General features: G+C 54.8%; 21 protein-coding genes. 14 read left to right on the top strand and 7 right to left on the bottom strand.

All coding sequences use genetic code 11. The features are described 5' to 3' along the window. Positions 1-228: 228 nt before the first annotated feature. The 6 genes from VFA09_06925 (at position 229) to VFA09_06900 (ending at position 4,286) form a co-directional block, all read left to right on the top strand. Positions 229-1,134 (top strand): acyl-CoA desaturase, encoded by a 906-nt coding sequence (locus VFA09_06925; protein HZU66996.1) that lies wholly within the window; start codon positions 229-231, stop codon positions 1,132-1,134. 363 nt (positions 1,135-1,497) lie between these two features. Next, positions 1,498-1,626, top strand: a complete 129-nt coding sequence (locus tag VFA09_06920) for a hypothetical protein (GenBank protein HZU66995.1) — start codon at positions 1,498-1,500, stop codon at positions 1,624-1,626. After that, on the top strand, positions 1,613-1,840 hold the full coding sequence (locus VFA09_06915; GenBank protein ID HZU66994.1) for a hypothetical protein: 228 nt from the start codon (positions 1,613-1,615) through the stop codon (positions 1,838-1,840). The genes VFA09_06920 and VFA09_06915 overlap by 14 nt, the downstream gene beginning before the upstream one ends. 17 nt (positions 1,841-1,857) lie before the next feature. Further along, the gene (locus tag VFA09_06910; protein HZU66993.1) at positions 1,858-2,151 is read left to right on the top strand and encodes a hypothetical protein; all 294 of its coding nucleotides are present in this window, start codon (positions 1,858-1,860) and stop codon (positions 2,149-2,151) included. Further along, positions 2,105-2,893 carry an aminoglycoside adenylyltransferase domain-containing protein gene (locus tag VFA09_06905; GenBank protein HZU66992.1) on the top strand — a complete coding sequence of 263 codons (789 nt, stop codon included), beginning with the start codon at positions 2,105-2,107 and terminating at the stop codon, positions 2,891-2,893. Before VFA09_06910 ends, VFA09_06905 begins: the two co-directional genes overlap by 47 nt. A gap of 259 nt (positions 2,894-3,152) precedes the next feature. Continuing rightward, on the top strand, positions 3,153-4,286 hold the full coding sequence (locus tag VFA09_06900; GenBank protein HZU66991.1) for an FAD-dependent monooxygenase: 1,134 nt from the start codon (positions 3,153-3,155) through the stop codon (positions 4,284-4,286). A 23-nt stretch (positions 4,287-4,309) separates the two neighbouring features. Here the strand turns inward: VFA09_06900 and VFA09_06895 are convergent, their stop codons facing one another. From VFA09_06895 to VFA09_06865, 7 genes are all read right to left on the bottom strand, one after another. Beyond that, a complete protein-coding gene (locus VFA09_06895; GenBank protein HZU66990.1) occupies positions 4,310-5,761 on the bottom strand; it encodes a hypothetical protein in 1,452 nt (483 codons plus the stop codon). A gap of 104 nt (positions 5,762-5,865) precedes the next feature. Then, positions 5,866-6,708 (bottom strand): amidohydrolase family protein, encoded by an 843-nt coding sequence (locus VFA09_06890; GenBank protein ID HZU66989.1) that lies wholly within the window; start codon positions 6,706-6,708, stop codon positions 5,866-5,868. Between the two features lie 14 nt (positions 6,709-6,722). After that, on the bottom strand, positions 6,723-7,493 hold the full coding sequence (locus VFA09_06885; protein ID HZU66988.1) for an SDR family oxidoreductase: 771 nt from the start codon (positions 7,491-7,493) through the stop codon (positions 6,723-6,725). 51 nt (positions 7,494-7,544) lie between these two features. After that, on the bottom strand, positions 7,545-9,203 hold the full coding sequence (locus tag VFA09_06880; GenBank protein HZU66987.1) for an AMP-binding protein: 1,659 nt from the start codon (positions 9,201-9,203) through the stop codon (positions 7,545-7,547). 108 nt (positions 9,204-9,311) lie between these two features. Beyond that, positions 9,312-10,115 (bottom strand): IclR family transcriptional regulator, encoded by an 804-nt coding sequence (locus VFA09_06875; protein ID HZU66986.1) that lies wholly within the window; start codon positions 10,113-10,115, stop codon positions 9,312-9,314. 255 nt (positions 10,116-10,370) lie between these two features. Further along, positions 10,371-11,441, bottom strand: coding sequence for a glycosyl hydrolase (locus VFA09_06870; GenBank protein HZU66985.1), 1,071 nt, complete (start codon positions 11,439-11,441; stop codon positions 10,371-10,373). Positions 11,442-11,480: 39 nt separating this feature from the next. Beyond that, positions 11,481-12,797 carry an MFS transporter gene (locus tag VFA09_06865; GenBank protein HZU66984.1) on the bottom strand — a complete coding sequence of 439 codons (1,317 nt, stop codon included), beginning with the start codon at positions 12,795-12,797 and terminating at the stop codon, positions 11,481-11,483. 191 nt (positions 12,798-12,988) lie between these two features. On the opposite strand from VFA09_06865, the gene VFA09_06860 reads away from it, so the two are divergent. The 8 genes from VFA09_06860 to VFA09_06825 all read left to right on the top strand — a co-directional run bounded on the left by VFA09_06860 (position 12,989) and on the right by VFA09_06825 (position 20,505). Beyond that, positions 12,989-13,696, top strand: a complete 708-nt coding sequence (locus VFA09_06860; GenBank protein HZU66983.1) for a class II aldolase/adducin family protein — start codon at positions 12,989-12,991, stop codon at positions 13,694-13,696. A gap of 31 nt (positions 13,697-13,727) precedes the next feature. After that, on the top strand, positions 13,728-14,258 hold the full coding sequence (locus VFA09_06855; protein HZU66982.1) for a flavin reductase family protein: 531 nt from the start codon (positions 13,728-13,730) through the stop codon (positions 14,256-14,258). Positions 14,259-14,317: 59 nt separating this feature from the next. Beyond that, positions 14,318-15,160: a fumarylacetoacetate hydrolase family protein gene (locus VFA09_06850; GenBank protein HZU66981.1), complete on the top strand. Its 843-nt coding sequence runs from the start codon at positions 14,318-14,320 to the stop codon at positions 15,158-15,160. 16 nt (positions 15,161-15,176) lie between these two features. After that, complete coding sequence (locus VFA09_06845) at positions 15,177-16,271, top strand: LLM class flavin-dependent oxidoreductase (protein HZU66980.1); 1,095 nt, start codon at positions 15,177-15,179, stop codon at positions 16,269-16,271. 159 nt (positions 16,272-16,430) lie between these two features. Further along, a complete protein-coding gene (locus tag VFA09_06840; GenBank protein ID HZU66979.1) occupies positions 16,431-17,516 on the top strand; it encodes a cupin domain-containing protein in 1,086 nt (361 codons plus the stop codon). Further along, on the top strand, positions 17,474-18,472 hold the full coding sequence (locus tag VFA09_06835; GenBank protein ID HZU66978.1) for an amidohydrolase family protein: 999 nt from the start codon (positions 17,474-17,476) through the stop codon (positions 18,470-18,472). The genes VFA09_06840 and VFA09_06835 overlap by 43 nt, the downstream gene beginning before the upstream one ends. 18 nt (positions 18,473-18,490) lie before the next feature. Further along, positions 18,491-19,480 carry a hypothetical protein gene (locus VFA09_06830; protein ID HZU66977.1) on the top strand — a complete coding sequence of 330 codons (990 nt, stop codon included), beginning with the start codon at positions 18,491-18,493 and terminating at the stop codon, positions 19,478-19,480. A gap of 44 nt (positions 19,481-19,524) precedes the next feature. Continuing rightward, positions 19,525-20,505, top strand: coding sequence for a TAXI family TRAP transporter solute-binding subunit (locus VFA09_06825; protein ID HZU66976.1), 981 nt, complete (start codon positions 19,525-19,527; stop codon positions 20,503-20,505). Positions 20,506-20,511 lie beyond the last annotated feature (6 nt).

Raw genomic sequence — 20,511 nt, 5'->3', positions numbered from 1 at the left:
TCGGTCTCCCTCAAGCTCGATGAATGAGATACTCTTATCTCTTCCCTGGGAAATCACACAGGTATTTCTGTGGTCGCCCTATAGAGGGCATTCCCATTATAGCATAGAGCTCCTGGAATCAGTATTGGCATGGCGCTCGCAAGGATATGCGATCATTAGAAACGCCGTGAAACAAAAGCTCTTGCAAATAGCTCTAAACTTATGTTCCACTTTAGCGATGGAGCTTAAATGAGCGGAGGCTTAATGCGACCCAATTCCTTCTTCAATAAATTGATTGTCCTCGTAGTTGTTATAGTCCCCTTGCTTGCAACTCTTCTGGCGATAACATTGCTCTGGGAGCGAGCGGTCCACTGGTCCGATCTCGTGTTGTTGGCAATCATGTACATCCTGGTGGGCTTAGGGGTGACCGTCGGTTTTCACCGCATGCTGACCCACCGCAGCTTTCGGCCTCATCCTGTGGTCAAGTTTCTCTTGCTGGTGCTTGGCTCCATGTCCATTGAGGGACCGGCACTGGACTGGACAGCGACCCACATCAAACATCATGCGCAGGCCGACCGCCCCGGTGATCCGCATAGTCCCGTGGAGGGCTTCTTTCATGCGCATATCGGCTGGCTCTTCAGTGGCATGGCTGATCCCACTGTGTACTGCCGCCATCTGACACGCGATGGAATGGTGGTTTTCGTTAGTCGTACCTTCTTGCTCTGGTCATTCCTCTCCCTGCTGATCCCGTTTGCCATTGGTGGATGGTCGGGGCTATTGTGGGGTGGGTTGGTGCGCATCTTCCTTACCCATCACGTGACCTGGAGCGTCAATTCAGTCTGTCATACCTTTGGTAAGCGCGAGTTCGAGACCAACGATCAGAGCCACAACGAATGGATTGTCGGGCTGCTCGGTTTTGGTGAAGGGTGGCATAACAATCATCATGCGTTCCCTCGCTCCGCCTTTCATGGTCTGCACTGGTGGCAGTTTGATTTGTCCGGCTACCTTATCTGGACGCTCGAACGACTCGGCCTTGCACAGGACGTGTATCGTATCCCACCCATCTTACGAGCGCGGCGTGTTGTTGGCTACAAGGAGAAGGCAGTGATGGCAAGCACATCTACAGCAAGAGATGAAGTATCCTCTGGTGTCTAAAGAATGGTCTGAAAGTGTGCTGTGCAGAAACGCTGAGAAAGAGCCAGGCATTCTGACACAGTAACATTGAGGGAGGTTTTTACAATCTCCTCTCCTACCGGAAAGGACCTTCATTTCTGGGACTAATGGGGGTCCATTCTATGAAACTTAAATAGTTAAATAAATGTTGCATTGTTGTAAAAAATAGTGTATACTTAGCTCGTATCCTACTTCTTCCCGTGAAGCATGTCCCTCGTATGAAACGACATTCAAAGCACCTCCACTTTACGGGGGCGCGACGGCTCACACGTCTTCGCATTCACCTCTCCCCACCCGGGAGCATGATTTCAGGAAGAGCAGGGATACGGCAGAAAGGAATGCACTATGCCACCACTCATATTCCTGTTCCTCGCCCTCGCGTTCTTCGCGTCCGCTTTTAGCCTGACGGTGTTTCGTAACTCCAGGAATCGAGCCGAGGAAAAGAGGCAGAATCAATACCATGATCGTGTCTAAGGAAATGAAAGACCGCTACTACGTCCAGCGTCTGACGGAGCAGATTTTTTTGATCCGTGAGCGCACGTCTGCTGACGGAGAATCGGGACCCGATGACCGCATCGTCCGGTCGTTCTCCGTTCGCCATGACGCTTACATGTATGCCGATAGCGTGAACAAGAAGCAAAAGAAGCTTGACGAACACCTGGGTCGGCGGGAACCGCACGTTCTTTGAGAAAGGCAGACAGAGCTATGGAAACCAATGCAGAAGGAACCTATTTTCAGGAAGGCGATCATCTGCGCATCAAGCGCACAGGAGAAACCGGGCGAGTGAATGCCACTGACGGGGGAGTTGTCTATGTGCTCATGGATGGCACCAATGAGACGAGACTCTTCTCAGCTCGCACCGATGAGGATGCCTCCATCGAGCTTGTCACTCCAGAAGCTGAAGAAACTATGCTTGAGCGAGAGGGAAGCAGGAGAGAAGGAGTGTTACAGCATGGGACAATACAACTGGACAACCTGTTCAAAAGTTATAAAAGCTGAAGTCAATACCTTGCAAACGGAGCTTCAACGCGTGCTGGAGCAGAATCTCCTCGGCATCTATCTCCACGGCTCGCTGGCACTGGGCGGTTTCAATCCAACCCGCAGCGATATCGATGTGATCGTGGTGACCCGCCAGAGGATGGATGTGGAGACGAAGCGCAGGAGTATAGAACTCCTTCTGCGCATCTCGAAGATGCCATGCCCGCTCGACGTCCCTTTCCTGGTTGAGCAAGATATCTTCCCTTTCCATCATCCCCTGCCCTATGATCTTCACTATAGTGAAACATGGCGTGAGGACGATCAACAGGCCCTGCACAATGGTACCTGGAAACACTGGAATGAGCGCATCCTGCGCAACCCTCATCTCACACTCTCTCTCGCGGTGCTTCATCGGCATGGCATCTGTCTGTACGGGAAACCTATCGCGGAGGCCTTCCCCACCCTACCAGAACGCGCTTTTGGAGATGCGCTCGTGAAAGCCATGCAGGCCGCATCGAGTGATCCGCTCAACGACCCCATCTCTTTTGTATTGAACGCCTGTCGCACCTCTGCTTACCTGTCTGATGGCACCATCCGTTCCAAAGATGCAGGAGGGGTCTGGGGACTCGCCCATTTGCCTGAACAGTATCATCCGCTCATCCACCAGGCCCTCGCTCTCTATCGAGGCGAGCGAATGGAACGGCCTGTTGGCCATGCCGCCTTGAACGATTTCGCAGCCTATATGCAGGAAACGATTCGGTGAAATTGAACATAGCGATGGGCATCTCAGCGGCTCGTACTCTGTAGGAACGCTATCCAGACCGTCTTCGCACAGTTCTGTTATTATCATGAGGTCACCTGTCCCAGCGGCGTCTATCGTTTTCCAGGACTTTACCCTTACTCTACATCCTTCCTTCGGGTATGCCTCTCTTAGCGAGTAATCGTTTTGAGGTACAATATAGACCAGGATAGCAGATGTTGGAAGCAATGAACCTGGCTTGCTTTGATAGAAGGAAGAATGCATGAGAATCGGCATCATCGGTGGGGGACCTGCGGGCTTGTATTTTGCGCTGCTGATGAAGAAACACAACCCTGCGCATCAGATTCAGGTGGTGGAGCAGAATCCCGCCGGTGCCACCTATGGCTGGGGGGTGGTCTTCTCGGAACGGGCGCTGTCGTTTCTCAAAAATAGTGATCCAGAATCTTACACTGATATTGAGGCAGTGTTGAAGACGTGGAATGACCAGACGATTGTGCATCGGGGCGAAAAGGTGCGCATTGATGGCAGTGGATATTCTGGCATCGCACGGCTTGCCTTGTTACGTATTCTCCAGGAGCACTGCCGGCGTTATGGGGTCGAAATGCAGTTTGAGACTCGAGTCACGGATGCCTCGGAATTCGCAGACTATGATCTGCTGGTTGGGGCTGATGGGGTCAACAGTGTCGTCAGGCAGCATTACGCCGAGCATTTCCAGCCCTCAACAAGCCTCTTATCAAACAAATATATCTGGTACGGTACGCACCAACTCTTTGATACCCTGTCGTTGATCTTCCGCTCCTACCGGGGTGGTGCCTTTGTTGCTCACTGTTATCCCTATAGTGATTCGACCAGCACCTTCATTGTGGAGTGTGATGCCGGGACGTGGAGACGAGCCGGCTTTGAGCAAATGTCTGAGGCCGAGAGCCGCGCTTATTGTGAGGACATCTTTCAGGATGATCTGGGGGGGCATGCTCTTCTTTTGAATAAGTCTGTCTGGCTCAATTTTCGAGTGGTATCGAATCGCTACTGGAACTATCGAAACGTGGTGTTACTGGGAGATGCCCTGCGAACCGTACATTTCTCGATTGGCTCCGGGACACGCATGGCGCTCGAGGATGCGATTGCGCTCTACAATGCGTTCACAGCAACCGGGGATGTTCCGGCGGCATTGCAGGCATTTGAGCAGGCACGCAGGCCAGGGGCGGGTAAGTTACTGAGCATCGCGCAACAAAGCTATACGTGGTACGAGACCTTTCACGAGAAAATGGACCTCGACCCATTGGCTCTTACGTATAGCTATGTGACGCGAAGTGGGCGCATCGATCAAGAGGCTCTGCGGCAGAAGTCCCCGCGTTTTATGGCGCGTTATGAAGCTTACCTGGCTGCTAAGAGGTAAATACCAGAGCGTATTTAGGATACTCACTGCCTCTCAGCTTTAGGTGCATACCGGCGGTCAAGCAACCGTTTTGGTTTGCCTTCGCGTCCGAGATTGGCCGCCTCGGCTAAACCGCCCTCATCGACGAGTTCTACTTTGACCTTTAGACCAAGATCATTATGCAATCTACGTTCGAGCTGCTCAGTTAAACCGGTGAGATCTCCTGCGTCACGACGTGTCTCTATGAGTACGGTCATCTCGTCTCGGATAACGCCCTCTGTTTCGGTCCGGTCCGCAATACAGATCCATTCGCCTGTTGTCCGGGCGTCACTCTGGACGGCCGGTAAACAGGCCATGGGGTAAATATTGACCCCACGGATTTTGACCATGTCGTCGCTGCGCCCGAGGAAATGATCCATGCGGCGGAAGCTGCTCCCACAGCCACAAGTACTCTCGGAGATGATGCGCCCAAGGTCACGAACATTGAAACGGATGATTGGTGGAATCCTGCGGAAGAGGAGGGTTACTACGAGATTACCGATTTCCCCTGGAGGTAGGGGGTCTCCAGTCTCAATATCGACCACCTCGAAATACGCGCAATCTTCCATAAGATGCAGTCCCTGTTGTTCCTGGCATTCAAAAGCTCCAAGGCCAATCTCATGTGTGCCGTATTGATCGTAGACTGGACATCCCCATAATGTTTCGAGCTTCTGCCGCAATGTCTCTTCTACATCAGGGCCAAGGAATGTGGCAATGAATTTTGTGCCGAGTTCGCGGATATCGCGATTAAACTCATCATGGCAGACTTTGGCGAGCTGGGTCAAATATTCAGGGAAGCATGTCCAGATGGTAGTATGCCAGTCGAAGGCTATCTCAATTTGTCGGCGGCTAGGAGTCACAAGTCCACTGCCAGTCGTTAGCGGAAGTATGCCAAGGTAATCGTGTGCTGCTTTATAATAGGCCCAACCAAGGTTAGCGAGCGAGGGAGTCGTGGGAATCTGGAGAACATCTCCTGGACGGGCGCCTTGAATGTAGAGGCCACGTGCGCTGGTAAGGGCATTCATTTCCCATTCAATTGGTCCGAAGAGTGTAGGGCGGGGCTTGCCGGTTGTTCCCCCGCTCGTCTGGACCTTCAATGGAGTGGATGTTAGATTTGCCAGGGTTACGCCCTGGATGTCACCAAAAGGTGGGTAGTCGTGCTGATTATCTTTAATGTCGTCTGAATTGAAGGTGGGGAGCTTTGTGATATCGCTCAAGTCGCGCACATCACCCGGCTTCAAACCGGCGGCTTCCCAGCGTCTTCGATAGAAGGGATTCTTCCAGCTATCCTCAACGAGTTTTATAAATCGCTGATTCTGAAGGTCGAGTATCCTTTCCCTTGGCCACCGGTAGACAGTTTCAGCAAAGACGTCCGGTACAGGGTAATCGCTGAAGAAAGTGTCCCAATCGATAGCTTTAGCATAGAGAGGAAGTTTAGTTGTTGGAGGCTCGTTCATATGCATTCACCTTGCTCCTTTGTGGGGTCTGGCTCATTTGCTCATCCATCGTGCCAGGCCTGTCGTGGAAGTGTAACTCCTCGGATCTCTGGCTTGTCAACTGCTTACAGTTTGAGCACACGTTGTGCGTTCTTGTAAAAGATTTTTTCGATTATCTCTGGTTTGTAACCCTGCTGCTCTAACTCATCAAGGCAGCGGCCCGGGTCTAAAGATGGGTAATCAGAGCCGAACAGCACTTTGTCTTGCAGCCGGCCGTTGATCTCGCGCTTGAGGCTTTCGGGGATATATTTTGGTCGCCACCCGGAGATATCCATATAGACGTTGGCTTTGTGAACGAGGACGGCGATCATCTCCTCGACCCAGGGCCATGATGGATGGGCGCCGATAATAGTCAGGTTGGGGAAGTCCGCCGCCACATCATCAATTGCTAGAGGTTGAGCGTATTTCAGATGAATGCCTGCACCCCCTGGCATACCGGCGCCCAGTCCCGTCGTGCCAGTATGAATGAGCGTTGGGGCACCAAGTGACTGTAAGAGGTCCCAGATCGGATAAAAGCGTTGGTCGTTAGGGAAAAAGGCCTGGACCGGTGGTTGGAACTTGGCTCCTTTGAGTCCAAGTTGCGTCAGTGCGCGCTCGAGTTCCTGGAGCGCCGCATCGCCTTTCCATGGATCGATGACTGCCCAGCCGGGCAAGAATACATCCGGGAACTTTTGTGTAAGGCTGGCAACCCAATCATTGGAGATGATACCCGCGCCTGTTGCGGTCTCGGAATCCCATGCAATCATCATTGCCAGCACGTTGGCACGACGGAAATCCTCAGCCATCTCAGCTTCGGTTTTCTCACGCAGGCTCACATGAAACATGTTTTCAAGCGCAGGTGTAAACGTGCCGAATGCCTTGAACCACTCCTTTGTCATAGGATGACAGTGTATATCGATAGCCCGCATAATCGTTCTCCTCGTCAAGACATTGTGAGGCCTCCACTGACGCTAATTGCTTGACCTGTGATAAAGCTTGCTTCGTCAGAGGCGAGAAAGGCAACAACATTGGCGATTTCGCGTGGGTCTGCAACACGTTTCATAGGAATATGCCGGATAAGAGCAGCAACGATCTTAGCTCCCACGCCTTCGGCCTCCTGCATCTCCTGAAGAGCAGGAGTTTGCACAGGCCCAGGACAAACGGTGTTGACGGTAATACCATTGGCCGCTACCTCCCGAGCCAGCGCCTTGGAGAAGGCATTGACGCCACCTCGTGCGGCAGAACTGATAGCAGCCCCCGTCTCACCTGCTTTAGCGGAATCTGAGCTTATCGTGATGATGCGTCCAGATGATCTGGCAAGCATGGCATGCAGGAGAGAGTGAGCGAAATAGATGCATGACATCAGCTCGATATCGATGATGCGCCTCCACTCTTCTGGTGGCTGGTCTTTCAGAAGTCGAAATTGTCCATGCCAGCCGACGCAGTTGGCCAGGATATCGATTTTCCCGTACTGGTTGAGTGTCGCATCGATCCAGCGCTGTACGTTGCTCAAGCTTGTGGCATCGATCTCATCAGCACGAGCCCGTCTTCCAAGTCGGCGGGCTTCCTCGACAATTTGTTCTGCTTGTTCCTTGTTTGAGCGATACCCAACGATAATATCTGCTCCACATTCGGAGAGAACGCGTGAGACTGCGCTTCCAATGCCACCACTGCCGCCTGGTACGAGCGCAACCTTGCCAGAGAGATCGATCATCGTCTTCCTCCAGTTATGCACCATTTAAAAGTGGCCTGATGGCCAGGCCACTCATACCTGAGCTTGCGCAAGTTTCTCAGTCACTTGCTGTGTGAGCACGTTTTTCGCCACCTTGCCGAACTTCGACATGGGGAAATCGTCCACAACTTCAAGGCGCTCAGGAAGCTTGAATTTCGCGATACCTTTAGCGAGGAGGAAGCCTGTCAACTCCTCAAGCATGAGGGTCATTCCTGGGCGCAGGATCACGAAGGCGCACACGCGCTCTCCTAACATCGGATCTGGCATGGGTACGCATGCCGCATTTAGAATAGCGGGATGAGCGAGCATGAGGTTCTCAATTTCTTCCGCGCTGATCTTTTCACCGCCCCGGTTGATCAAGTCTTTCTTGCGACCTTCGACGATGTAGTTGCCCGATGGGTGACGCCTGAGCAGGTCTCCCGTCTTGTAGAAACCATCGGGAGTGAACGCTTTTGCGTTGTGTTCGGGGGCACGGAAATAGCCACGCAGGGTATACGGACCCCGGACAAGCAGTTCTCCGGTTGCCCCCTCAGGCACCTCGTTGCCCTCGTCGTCGATCAGCCGCAGTTCATCGCCGGGAGAGACCGGCCGGCCCACGGTCTCGTAGCGGAGTTCATCCGGGTCATCAAGCCGTACGTAGTTGAGCAGCCCCTCGGCCATACCGAATACTTCTTGCACCTTGCAGGAAGGAATGAGCGCTTCTGTACGCCGCTTTACCTCGGGCTGGAGCTTCTGACCCCCTGTATTGACGATGCGGACAGACGACAGGTCGTACTCCTTGAGCAAAGGATCGTTCAGCAGACGGATGAGTAGCGTGGGAACCAGTTCGAGATGGGTAATTTTTTCGCGCTCAATCAGCGAGAACACATCCTGGGCCTGGGTCGAAGTGCTGAGGACACAGCGAGCGCCATGCATCAGGAAGCCCTGCATGCCGGGACATGCCAGCGGGAAATTGTGGGCCATGGGCAAGACAAGCAGCAGCGCATCATCTGGATGAATATCGTTGATAGCGGCCGCCGCCTTCGAGTTGTAAATGTAGTCGTTGTGCGTGCGCGGGATGAGCTTGGGTACGCCTGTCGTACCGCCTGAGAGCAGGAACAGGGCGGGAAGCAGGGGATCAATCTCGATGTGGGCCAGTCGCTCTTTAGGAAGCCCGCTCTCAGTTTGCAGAAGATGCCGGATGGAGATCGATTCGGGAAAGATGGTATCGCCCAGGACAAATACCCAGCGCAGGTGCGGATTCTCACTTCGAATTCTTTCGGCCATAGCAGCGAATTCGAAGTTGCCTAAGCGTTCGGGGAGAGCGTATCCAACCGCTTCACTCAGCTTGACGAAGTGACTGATCTCCGTATAGCGATGAGGCGGCAGGGCCATTACAGGCATGATGCCGGCTTTTTGGAGCGCAAGGTAGAAATAGACGAATTCCGGCACATTCGGGAGCTGCAAGACGAAACGGTCACCGGGGCGCAAACCCAGCTTGAGCAAGTGCAACGCGAGTCGCTCTGCCCGGGCATCCAGCTCACCATACGTGATGCGTTCATCCCCCGCTACCAGCACAATGCGAGGTGCGAAGCGCTGGCAGACCTCCGCGAAGAAATCGGCCATTGAGCGGTCTTCCCAGTAGCCTGCTTCTCGATAGCGAGCGATAAATTCTGGAGGATAGGGTGCAAAACCTTCGAGCGTTTTCATCATGCATGTGCCTCCTCTAGAAGTATCTCCTGTTTGTTTGCGGTCCCGGCGCGTATAGCCCTGGCCTGCTTGAAGAACTCTTGAAGTGCTCCAGAAAGCGGTCCGCGTACATTACAGATCGAGTTCGCGTATGCGACTGCTGATGCGATTGGCGGCCTCCTGCACGGCCTGAATAACGCCGGGCAAAACATCATCATTGATACGAAACGCTGGTCCTGCCACGCTCAAACCGGCCACGACGCGCTTATGTGTATCAAAGATGGGAGCAGCCACGCCCCGCACGCCATCATCAACCTCTCCCTCGCTCATCGCGTATCCTCTGCTGCGAATGACCTCGAGTTGCCTGCGGAGGGTGTCGGGATCGGTCATGGTGTGCTCGGTATAGCGGGGAAATGGGCCGTTGCTGAGAATGGCCTCGATTTCTTCCGGGTCGAGATATGCGAGCAGCACCTTCGCCGATGCTCCGGCGTGCAGCGGCAGCACCTGCCCTCGCTCGTAAGAGAGGCGCACCCGCTGCTGGCTTTCAACGCGTTCTATACAGACAACGTGCGAATTCGTGCGCCGGGTCAGCAGCGCTGTCTCGCCTGTCTGAGCAGCCAGTTCGTGCATAATGGGAAGCGCGACCTCGGAGAGGCCCATGCCCTGGCGAGCGGCGCGGGCGAGGCGGAATACCGCCAGTCCCAGGCGAAATCCACCGCTGCTATCGTTTTCCTCGACTAATCCATACGAGCGCAGGCTTTGCAGGTAGCGATAGGTTGTGCTGCGTGGCATACCCAGTTGCTCGGAGATGTCTTCTGCTGTCAGTACTGGCTGCTGCTCGTTGAAGAGCAATAATACGTCAATGGCGCGATCAGCAGTGGCGTTACGTCCCTGCGATGCAGTGGTTTCTGGAGTGCGGGTTAGATCTTGTTTCATGGTACTTATCTATAAGATTCCTGCTATTCAGGATACGTATCCTGTAATTTTGGAATTATGGTATCACCCGGCCATATATGTGTCAAGAATGGATGGGGCGGAGGCAGGTCCGCCCTCATTAGAATAAGGCTGATATCGATAACAGAAAGGATTCGGCGAGCCAAAACCGAACGCGACATGGCAGAAGTGCTGCATGGCATCATCCCGCGGTCGCCATTTCTTCCTGTTGCGTTGTTGGCATGGTTACACTCCGACTTAAGAGATGACCTGCATGCCACGCGCATGAGCCATGCGATAGCGCTCAGGCCAGCCCACATCAAGTTGCCTCCAGGTCTTGCCAGCATCTGCCGAGCGGAAGACGCCCTTGTTGGTCGCGGCATAGAATATGCCGGGCTCGTCTTCGTTGGAAGCCAGGGAGTACACCAGCGTTCCTCTTGCAGCGGGCAGGCCCTCGCTAACCAGCTCCCACGGTTTACCATGAGCGCGACGATAGATGAACGATTCGGATGTTGGTGGCCTATGGGCCTGCTCGGGTCCCCGTGTCACTGAAGCGACAATGATGTCGGGGTCGCCGGGGTCAACGGCCAGGCCAAAGAGATAGTGTCGGTCAAGCCCATCTGTAATGGTTTCCCAGGTTGCCCCGCCATCGCGTGTCTCGGCATAGCCGCCTCGCGACATGACAACGTACCTTCCCAACTCTTCGGTCACGAACTGCGGGTCTTCTCCCCCCGCCGCCTCATAGACACGCCCGGGAGCCAGCTTATGCGTTCTCAGCGTATGACCGTCGCGCTGCGCTCCCGGTTTGCGGTCTTCCCAGGTCAGGCCACCATCCAGGCTGCGCATGATGCCGCCCTGTTCGATGGCAACAAAGATGAGACCCGGATCATGGCTGTCCGGTTGAATCCAGCGCACGTGGTGTGTATCGGGTTTGGGTGGGTAGCTCCACGTTGGCTTCGACGGAAGATCGAGCAGCGCCGGTCTCTCCTGCCAGCTTTCACCACCATCCTCTGAGCGGAACAGGGCGCTCGGCTCGGTTCCTGCCCAGACCACGGCGTATTTGCCAATGCGCTCGATAGGGCTGACGGCGATTGACATCACCACATCGTGCGTAATGCCCTGGCCGACGGGATGCCAGGTTTCACCCGCGTCATCGCTGCGCAAAACTCCGTTCCCCATAGTAGCCACATAGACGCGATCGGAATTCAACGGGTCTACAGCTACATCATAAACTGGCATGCCGTCGAGTTTTACCTCTGTTTTCCAGCTCCCGTTGTGGCCGATCACTATCGCCAGTGAATTCTGCATGGCTATATACAATCGTGTCATACGACTTTCTCCTTTCAGGGTATACCGGGTTGTATATACTTAACGAACTCCCTTGATTGGGGCGATCAATACGCCGCTCAGGACGGCGGCAATCGCTACGACGACAAAGAGTACACTGTAATTGTGGAAAGAGCTGACGGTGATGACGGCTATGATTGGAACGATCACCTGTGGCAGCGAGTTGGCAATATTGAAGACGCCCATATCTTTGCCACGGTCGCCGGCCGAAGGGAGCACTTCGGTGATAAGCGCGATATCGACGGCGATATAGACGCCATAGCCAAGTCCAAAGATGGCGGCAGCCACGAGCACCCCGGCCCAAGAGGTAACGAAGGCGAGGATGAGCATCGATACAGCGACAATGATGCCTGCGCTCATCACAAAGATTTTGCGGCGCTGGATTCTGTCTGAGACGAAGCCGCTGAGGAAGGCGAAGACAATGAGTATGACGCCGTAGATGCTGTTGAAGGTGGTTGCACGCTGGGCAGCAAGGCCGGTGCTGAAATGTAGCACATCTTGCAGGTAGTAGAGCAAGTAGACGGTGACGACAGCCGAACTCATAATCAGCAGGAAGCGGGTGATCCAGGCCCAGGCAAAATCGGGATAGCGCCTGGGGCTGATCCAGAAGCTGGCGAGGAACCTACCCAGATGAAATGATGGCATGATTCCCCTTGCCAGTTGCTTGTCGGGCAATATCAAGGCAAAGGCCACTATGACTACCAGGAAAATAGCGGCAATTACGTAGTACGAAGGAGCAATCGCCGATTTCAGCACGCGCGTTACCAATAGCGTGCCCAGGATCAGTCCAAGCGGGTAGGAGAGGCCGGTATAGGCTGAGACGGTCCCGCGCTGGCTGCGTGGCACCTGGTCGGGAATGGTCGCGAGCAGGGCCGCCAGTACCGCGTTGACAACGATCTGGTAGACGATCCATTCGATGAGCAGGCCAATCACGCCGGGCGCATAGGCAAGCAGTACAAGGACCACCGCGGAAAGCAATCCACCTGCGATGAGCCAGGGTCGCCTGCGGCCCCACGCTCTGGTGGTACGATCGCTTAAAGCCCCTGCGATAGGGTTAACAACGAGGCCGAAGAATGATCCGACACCGGTGATGATAGCCAGGTCGGCCACTTTATTGCCGGGATCAAATGCCAGGATTTGCAGGGGTAGCACGATTTGTGTGAAAGGGAACTTAGCAAGCCAGGTAACGATATTCGCCAGCAGGAAGAGAACCTGGAAGCCCGCACCGACTCTCCGAGTTGGAGCCTGCAAGGCTTCGGGAAGATCAGTCGCACGAACATCGGATGCCGAAAGGTCGGCTGGAATACGAGCGTCGCCGGGAAGTGAAGATTCTGCCATTCTTGGATCTCCCTTCTTGGTGATTGCGGCTTTGCCAATATCTTGACAAATGCTCTGCTAGATGCTATGTTTCCTATAAATCAAGATATCCGTCTCATATTATAAGACATAATGTTCAGAAAGTACAGGTTTCTGAAAGGGGAAGTATGTACTCGGCAAAAGATGTGAAGGACGAGACCGGAGAGGTATCTATGGCATTATTTTCAGGGGAAAGCATGGAGCTGCGTAGCGAGCTTGCCTATGCCTGTCGCATTCTGGCTGCTAACGGACAGAATGATGCGATTTATGGGCACGTGACCCATCGTTTGCCTGGAGCCGAAAATTTCTGGATGAAACCGGCAGGGATGGGACTGGATGAAATCACCCCCGAAATGCTTATCCGCATGGACCTTGACGGCCAGGTGCTTGAAGGTAAATTCCCTCGTCACCTGGAATACCCGATTCATACGGAGATTTTTCGCGCTCGTCCTGAAATCCGGTGTGTCATTCATACGCACCCACCCTACTCTATCGCCTTTGCCGCGACTGAGCAGCCATTGCGGGCGATCTCGCATGAGGGCTGCATGTTTACTCCTCCGGACGTGCCGCGCTTCACCATGACTTCTAACCTGATTGTCACACGACAGCTTGGTGAGGCCGTTGCGGCTACGCTGGGGAATGCGCTAGCGTGCTACCTCGTCAATCACGGCATCGTGGTTGCCGCTGAGACTATCGAGCTGGCTGTGATTGCAGCGCTCAATTTGGAGCGGGCGAGCCAACTTCAGCTCCTGGCTTTGGCATCGAGCCAGCACCTGCGCTATACCGGCGACGAGGAATGCCTGGCGAAGCGAAAGATGTATCATCCTGAAGCCATACAGAACACGTGGAACTATTATTGCCGTCGCATAGGGCCTTTATAAGGCATCCTTTGCTCAGCGCCTGGAGGTAGCAATGCCTGTCACTCCTGCCGAATTTCGCCGTACCATGGCTCATTTTGCTACCGGTGTCACTGTCGTGACAACCGTACTTGAGGGCAGGTTCTATGGCCTGACTGTCAGTGCTTTTTGCTCGGTCTCGCTAAATCCCACATTGGTGCTGATCAGCATTGATAACGTTTCGCAAACGTATCCGATCCTCATTCAGAGCCATACTTTCGGCGTGAACATCCTTACGGCGCAACAGCAGTACCTTTCGGAGCGTTTTGCTCGCAAGGATACGGGCGAAGGGAAAAACTTTGCCGATATCAAGCTGCACACGGGCGAGACGGGCGTTCCACTTTTTGACGAGGCGATGGCATACCTGGAGTGCCGGGTAGTGGCACAGTACGAGGGTGGTGATCATACGCTCTTTCTGGGCGAGGTCATCGACATGCACTATAACGATATAACGGGTGCGGATGGGCAGGAGTCGCAGCCGCTGCTGTATTTCCGCTCGCGCTACTGCTCAACCAATTCCGAGCCGTGCTTGAGCAAGAGCAATTGAGATGTACATTGTAGGGTTGAGTTTTACCATTTGCTTCCATGTACACGAGGAGAGATGCGGTGAAATTAGCGCTCTTTAATGGCAATCGCCTGGGGGTTCTCAAAGGCGAACAGATGATCGACGTGACGGCGGCGCTACCGCACTGGGATAATGGTTACGCGCCCAACTGGTGGTTGCGCCTGTGCCACGACTTTGATGAGATGCGGCCACGCATCGAGGCCGAGGCTGCAAGAGGCCAGGAAGTAGCGCTCTCTCAAGTCAAGCTCAATGCTCCGGTGCTCTGGCCTCAGAAGATTGTGGCCGCGGCCGCTAACTACGCCGCTCATGTAGGTGAGATGACCGCAAGGGGCCCCTATGAGGCCTGGATGCTGGAATTTGGAGTTTTTCTCAAAGCTCCCAGCTCGATTATTGGTCCGGGCGATGCGATTGAACTGCCGGATGTTGGTGATGCCGAAATCCATCACGAATCAGAACTAGGTTTCATCATCGGCAAGGGCGGAAAAAACATTCCTGAAGAGCGGGCGTTGGAACACGTCCTGGGCTATACCGGAGTACTTGACATAACAGTACGGGGTCAGGGTGATCGCTCTACTCGCAAATCCTACGATGGCTTTACGCCTATCGGCCCCTGGCTGGTGACCGCCGACGAAGTAGGAAACCCGCACGACCTGCGTATCCGGCTGTGGCTGAATGCTCAAAATGAACCACGCCAGGATGTGAACACGAGAGAAATGCAGGTCAAGATACCGCAGATGATTGCCTATATTTCCAGGATCATGACGCTCAATCCTGGCGATGTCATCAGCACCGGTGCGCCACCCGGTGTAGGGAAGATTGCTGCCGGGGATAGGATGACCTTTGAGATCGAGAAAATAGGCCGGATGGATATCTATGTGAGATAGAAAGGAGATATCTTTTATGAAGTTTGGCCTCAACTTTTTTCCCGCCTTTCGCTCAAGCGAACTATCGGCGGCGGATTACTTTGCCCAGACGCTGCGTATCTGCGAACGAGCCGATGCGCTAGGCTTTGACTCGGTCAAGACCGTCGAGCACTATTTTCACGAATATGGAGGCTACTCTACCAATCCAGGCATTCTGCTGGCGGCTATCGCGGCCCGCACGAAGCATATGCGTCCCATCACAGGAGCGGTGATCCCCGCGTTCAACAATTCTATCAAGCTAGCAGGTGAGCTGGCGATGCTGGACAACATTAGCCAGGGTCGATTGGATGTTGGATTCGGACGTGCCTTCATCCCCGATGAGTTCGAAGCGTTCCATATACCTATGGATGAGAGCCGCGCTCGCTTCGAGGAGGGCATTGAGGTCATCAAGCGTCTATGGACGGAAGATCGTGTGACCTTTGATGGGCGCTTCCATCATCTTCGCGACGTACATTCCATGCCGCGCCCCTACCAGAAGCCTCATCCGCCGATCTGGATAGCGGCGATATCCTCGGAAGAGTCGTTCACCTGGCCCGGTCGGCAGGGCTACAACCTGATGATCGTGCCCTACGCGGGTGGCCTTGAGCGCACCAGCAACTTCGTGAAGGCCTACCGACAGGCATGGCGCGAATCGGGGCATGAACCGGGTAAAGAGCAGGTTCAGATGTCCTTCCACTGCTATATAGCCGAGACGCGCGAAGAGGCCATCGAGGGCTACAAACGTCCCATGACCACCTACCTCGAAGTCTTTACCGAGGCTGTCAGCGGCTGGAAGAATACCTCTTCGCTCAGTTATCCCGGCTACGACAAACTCGTCTCCGCCATCTCCTCACAGACCTGGAAGACGAATCTCGACAATCGTACGGCCTTTGTAGGGACGCCCGATGATGTGGTGGAGCACATCAACTACTTGCGCGGCCTCTTCGGTGAGATGGAACCTTCGATGCAGGTCACCTTTGGCAATATCTCGGAAGCCGAGGCTATGCGCACAATCGAACTTTTCGCAAAACATGTGATGCCGCATTTCAAGGCATCTACGCGGGAGGCTGCAAGCGCTCCTGCCGTAAGCTAAAGGATGCGTTCGCGCTTGACAGGAAGAGCATAGCGGTGATACGCTTTTCCTGTATTTCAAGATGATGCTCCCGTATTACAGGATCGTGATGCGTTTAAAGATAGGCAGGTAGGGCTTGCCCTGCCACGTTTCTGAAGCATTCGAGAAAGGGACACTCTTATGAGCGAAGTTACAGCAGTCAATCCTGCACAGTATTACCAGTCATTGGAGCAGGCTAACGTTATCCCTCTCTGGAAGCTGGCGGAGTCGCAGCAGACCGAGCCGAAACCGGACGAGGTTGGGTACGTCTGGCATTATAAAGACTTGCTGCCCCTGCTACGGAAGTCGGTCGAGGTTGTCAAACTGGGCGAGGGCGCCGAGCGGAGGGCGATCACCTTCAAGAACCCGGGCAGGCGCTTCGTGGGAGCTACCCAATCCCTGGTGGCATCGCTGCAGATGTTAATGCCAGGCGAGATCGCGCCCGCGCACCGGCACTCCTATTCGGCCCTGCGCTTTATGCTCAGCGGGCATGGCGCTTACACGGTGGTAGAGGGTGAGAAGATTTTTATGGAGGTAGGCGACCTGGTGCTGACACCTAACTGGAAGTGGCACGATCACGGGCACGAGGGCAAAAGCGAACCGATGGTCTGGCTGGATGGCCTCGACTTTCCATTTGTCAACGCTTTACGCCCCATCTTTTACGAGGAAATCGACGAGGCGCAGCCTGTGACAAGACCAGAGGGCGAGTCGCTGAACACCTTTGGCACTGCAAGCGTGCTTCCCGTCAAGAACCGGCCCACGACGCCATTCTCGCCTTTGTGTGTCTACAAGTGGCAGCCCACCTACGAGGCCTTGAAGAACCTTCAGGCGACCGAACAAGACCCGTATGATGGCACGATTGTCGAGTATGTCAACCCGGTAACGGGTGGGCATGTCCTTGCCACCATCGCGGCTTACCTGCAATTGCTCAAGCCGGGAGCGCATACGAAGGCGCACCGTCATACCACCAGCACCGTCTACTGCGTTGCGCGCGGCTCCGGCTATAGTGTAATCAACGGCCAGCGTCATGATTGGGAACAGAACGATATCTTCGTCGTTCCGACCTGGGCCTGGCATGAGCATGTCGCAGGCGATGAAGAAGTCGTGCTCTTCTCGTATAGCGACTTTCCAATGCAGGAGCCGTTCGGTTTCTATCGTGAGCAAGCCTACCAGGAGAATAACGGATGGCAGGAAGCGAAATCTCACCCGCTCAGCGTAGCCAATTGAACAATTCAGGGGAGAACCGCTCGCCGGTCATCGACTGGCACGCGCATATCTACCCACCGGAGGTAGCTGCGGCACCTGAATGGCGAGGTGACTGCCCGCTCACCATCGAGAAGCTGCTCGATGCGCACGAGCGGGCCGGCATCGACTTCTGCGTCGTCACCAATCCCATCCATTATCTCAAGACGATGTCGGACTCGCAGGCGCTCTCGGCCATCAAACGCTGGAATGAGTACGCCGCCGGGGTGCAGCAGCGCTATGCAGATCGTGTCGTGGTCTTCACCAGTTCGATTCCTGGTGGCGGGGACGAGTTTCTCAAGGAACTCGAACGGGCCATTCGCGAGTATGGCCTGCACGGGGTCTTTATCAATTCCAGCCACCAGGGGGCATATCCAGATGAGGACCGCGCCCGCCCATTCTTTGAACTCATCAACAGTCTGGATGTGCCCGTCATGATTCACGCGCCGGCCTCGAGTTTCGGCGAAGAATGCATGCGCATGTACCGCCTCACCTCGAGCATAGGGCGACCATTCGATGAATGCCTGGCGATTGCACGCATGATCGTGCGCGGCGTCTTCGAGCAGTTGCCGGACTTGAAGTTTGTGGGCGCTCACCTGGGCGGCGGCATCTGCGAAGTCATCGGACGTATGGATTACGCCTATGAACTGGGCGACTTTGCGCATTTCCTCGGTACGTATGAACCGCTGCTTATCTCTCACGCGCCGAGCTATTACCTGCGCAAGCTCTACATGGATAGTGTGAGCTATCATGCTCCCGCTCTGATGTGTGGCATCCAGACGGTAGGAGTTGATCACGTAATGTTTGGCAGCGATGCCCCGCCACTTCTGCCTTTACTACCAAAAGCAAAGCGACTGGTGCAGGAGCTGCCGATCAGCGATGAAGACAAACGCGCTATCCTGGGAGGCAATGCCGCCAGATTGCTGAAGCTCTCGTTGTAATCCTGGAGAGAGACACCTATGCGCTTGAAGGCCGCCTTTATGCACAACCCACGCCTTCAGCCGCTGCTTGATGGCAGCGTTGGGACGGAGGACATAGAGTTCGACTGGGAATTTGGGCATCCTGCCGCCCTCAATCTCCGGCACCTCGGCGAGAACCCGTTTGATGTGTTCGAGTTCTCGCTGTCGGGCTACCTGGTTGTCAACGACAGGCCGAAATGGACGCACCTGGGATGGACATCTCTCCCTATCTTCCTCTCTAAGGCATTCCTACCGCTGGAACTCTGCGTTAACGAACATGCCGGCATTCGAAGCTGGGCCGACCTGGCCGGTAAGCGGATTGGCCTCCCGGATTACAACATGACCGCCTCGATCTGGATGCGCATCATGCTGTGGCAACTTTACGGAATCCGCCCGGAAGATATTACCTGGATCAATGGCCGGTCTCCATCTCAGCGTCACAGCACGCTGATCGGTTTTCACGAACCGCCGCCCGGGCGTGAGGTACGTGTGCTCGAACTGGAACCTGGCACGACGTTAAACGAAATGCTCAAGCGGGGTGAAATTGACGCGGCTTTTGGTGACTACTCGGTTGCACCGGTGAGCGAAGGGCAGCATGTGCGCAAACTATTAGATTCAGAGCAGGCCCGGCAATTGATTACGGAATTTGCTCGCAAGACCGGCACGACACCGGTCAATCACACCGTGATCGTGCAACGACGCTTGCTGGCTCGGCAACCCCAACTGGCGCGAGCGCTCTACGATATGTTTGAGGAGGCCAAGCAACAATCCTATAAGTCGGCACTGCAAGCTGCCGAAGCCTATTTGCTGTTTCCCAGCGGGGATTTCGCACGGCAGGCAGCGATCTTTGGTACAGACCCTTATCCTTCCGGCATAAGCGCGAATCGGACAATGCTCGAGGTGCTTATTGAGCAACTGCACTACGAAGGGCAGCTCGATTCGCGTCCGGGCATTGAAAGCCTCTTCGCCGAGACCACACGTGACACATGATGTTTTTTGATCCTGATACTCCATCCTCTAAAGAGGTCTGATTGATGAGTACCGAACTGAACTGGGGCAAAAGCGACCTGGAAGTTTACCTGCGCTTTATGGGCGGCTGGGGCATGGACAACCTCACCAGCGCCTGTGGTTGGATTGCGACGGGCATGCGCTGGCGCACGGCCAAAAACTCGACCTTCGTCATCTACACCGGGCGAGGTATGCTCGATAATGTGAATGCCGTGCTTGATGGCACAGTAGATATCGCCATCACTACGCCAGGTGTGAACGCGCTCATGGCCTTCAAGGGCCTGGGGCCGTATCCCGAAACCCATCCACAACTACGCTCACTTGCGGCCCTTCCGCACCGCGATCGATTATTGCTGGCGATCAGCACCGGGGCCTCTGAGCGCTATGGCGTTCGTTCACTGCCTGAACTGGTTGCTAAGCGCCCGCCGCTGCGCATCGCAACAGGTATCAACGATGGCATCAACATGATCGGCTACACCGTCGAGAAGATTCTCAATGCGCACAGCATGATGTGGGAAGACCTTGAGCAATGGGGTGGGCAATGGCTTTGCTCGGAGACGCCGTTTCCCGCACTGGAGCGCTTCGCGAGTGGAGAGGCGGATGCGCTCTTCTTTGAAGCCATCACGCTCTGGCCGAAGCTTGGGCAGAAATCGTACCGGCTTTTCCCCATCCACCGGCTCATCCTGGAGGGCCTGTATCACCACTATGGATTCGAGCGTGCCAATGTTGAGCCTGGGGAACTGCCGGGAGTAACGCAGCCCATCCCTTGCGTGGACTTCAGCCAGTGGCTGATCGTGACACGTGAGGACGTACCGGAGGAGGTGGCGTACCTGGCGGCGAGCATCATTGTCGAGGACCGGCAGGCTTTCGAGTCCCGCTATACCTCGCTCCCGCTCAACCAGAGCGCGCTGCATTATCCTATGCAGCCTGAAGAGATGTGCCGGTCGGTGCCGATTCCACTTCATGCAGGTGCGGAGCGGTACTATCGAGAACATGGATATTTGTGAGGAACA

It is taken from the genome of Ktedonobacteraceae bacterium (assembly GCA_035653615.1).
Taxonomy (GTDB): Bacteria; Chloroflexota; Ktedonobacteria; order Ktedonobacterales; family Ktedonobacteraceae; genus DASRBN01.
The sequence above is the reverse complement of the archived record's forward strand: the minus strand, read 5'-3'. Positions and strand labels throughout refer to the sequence as shown.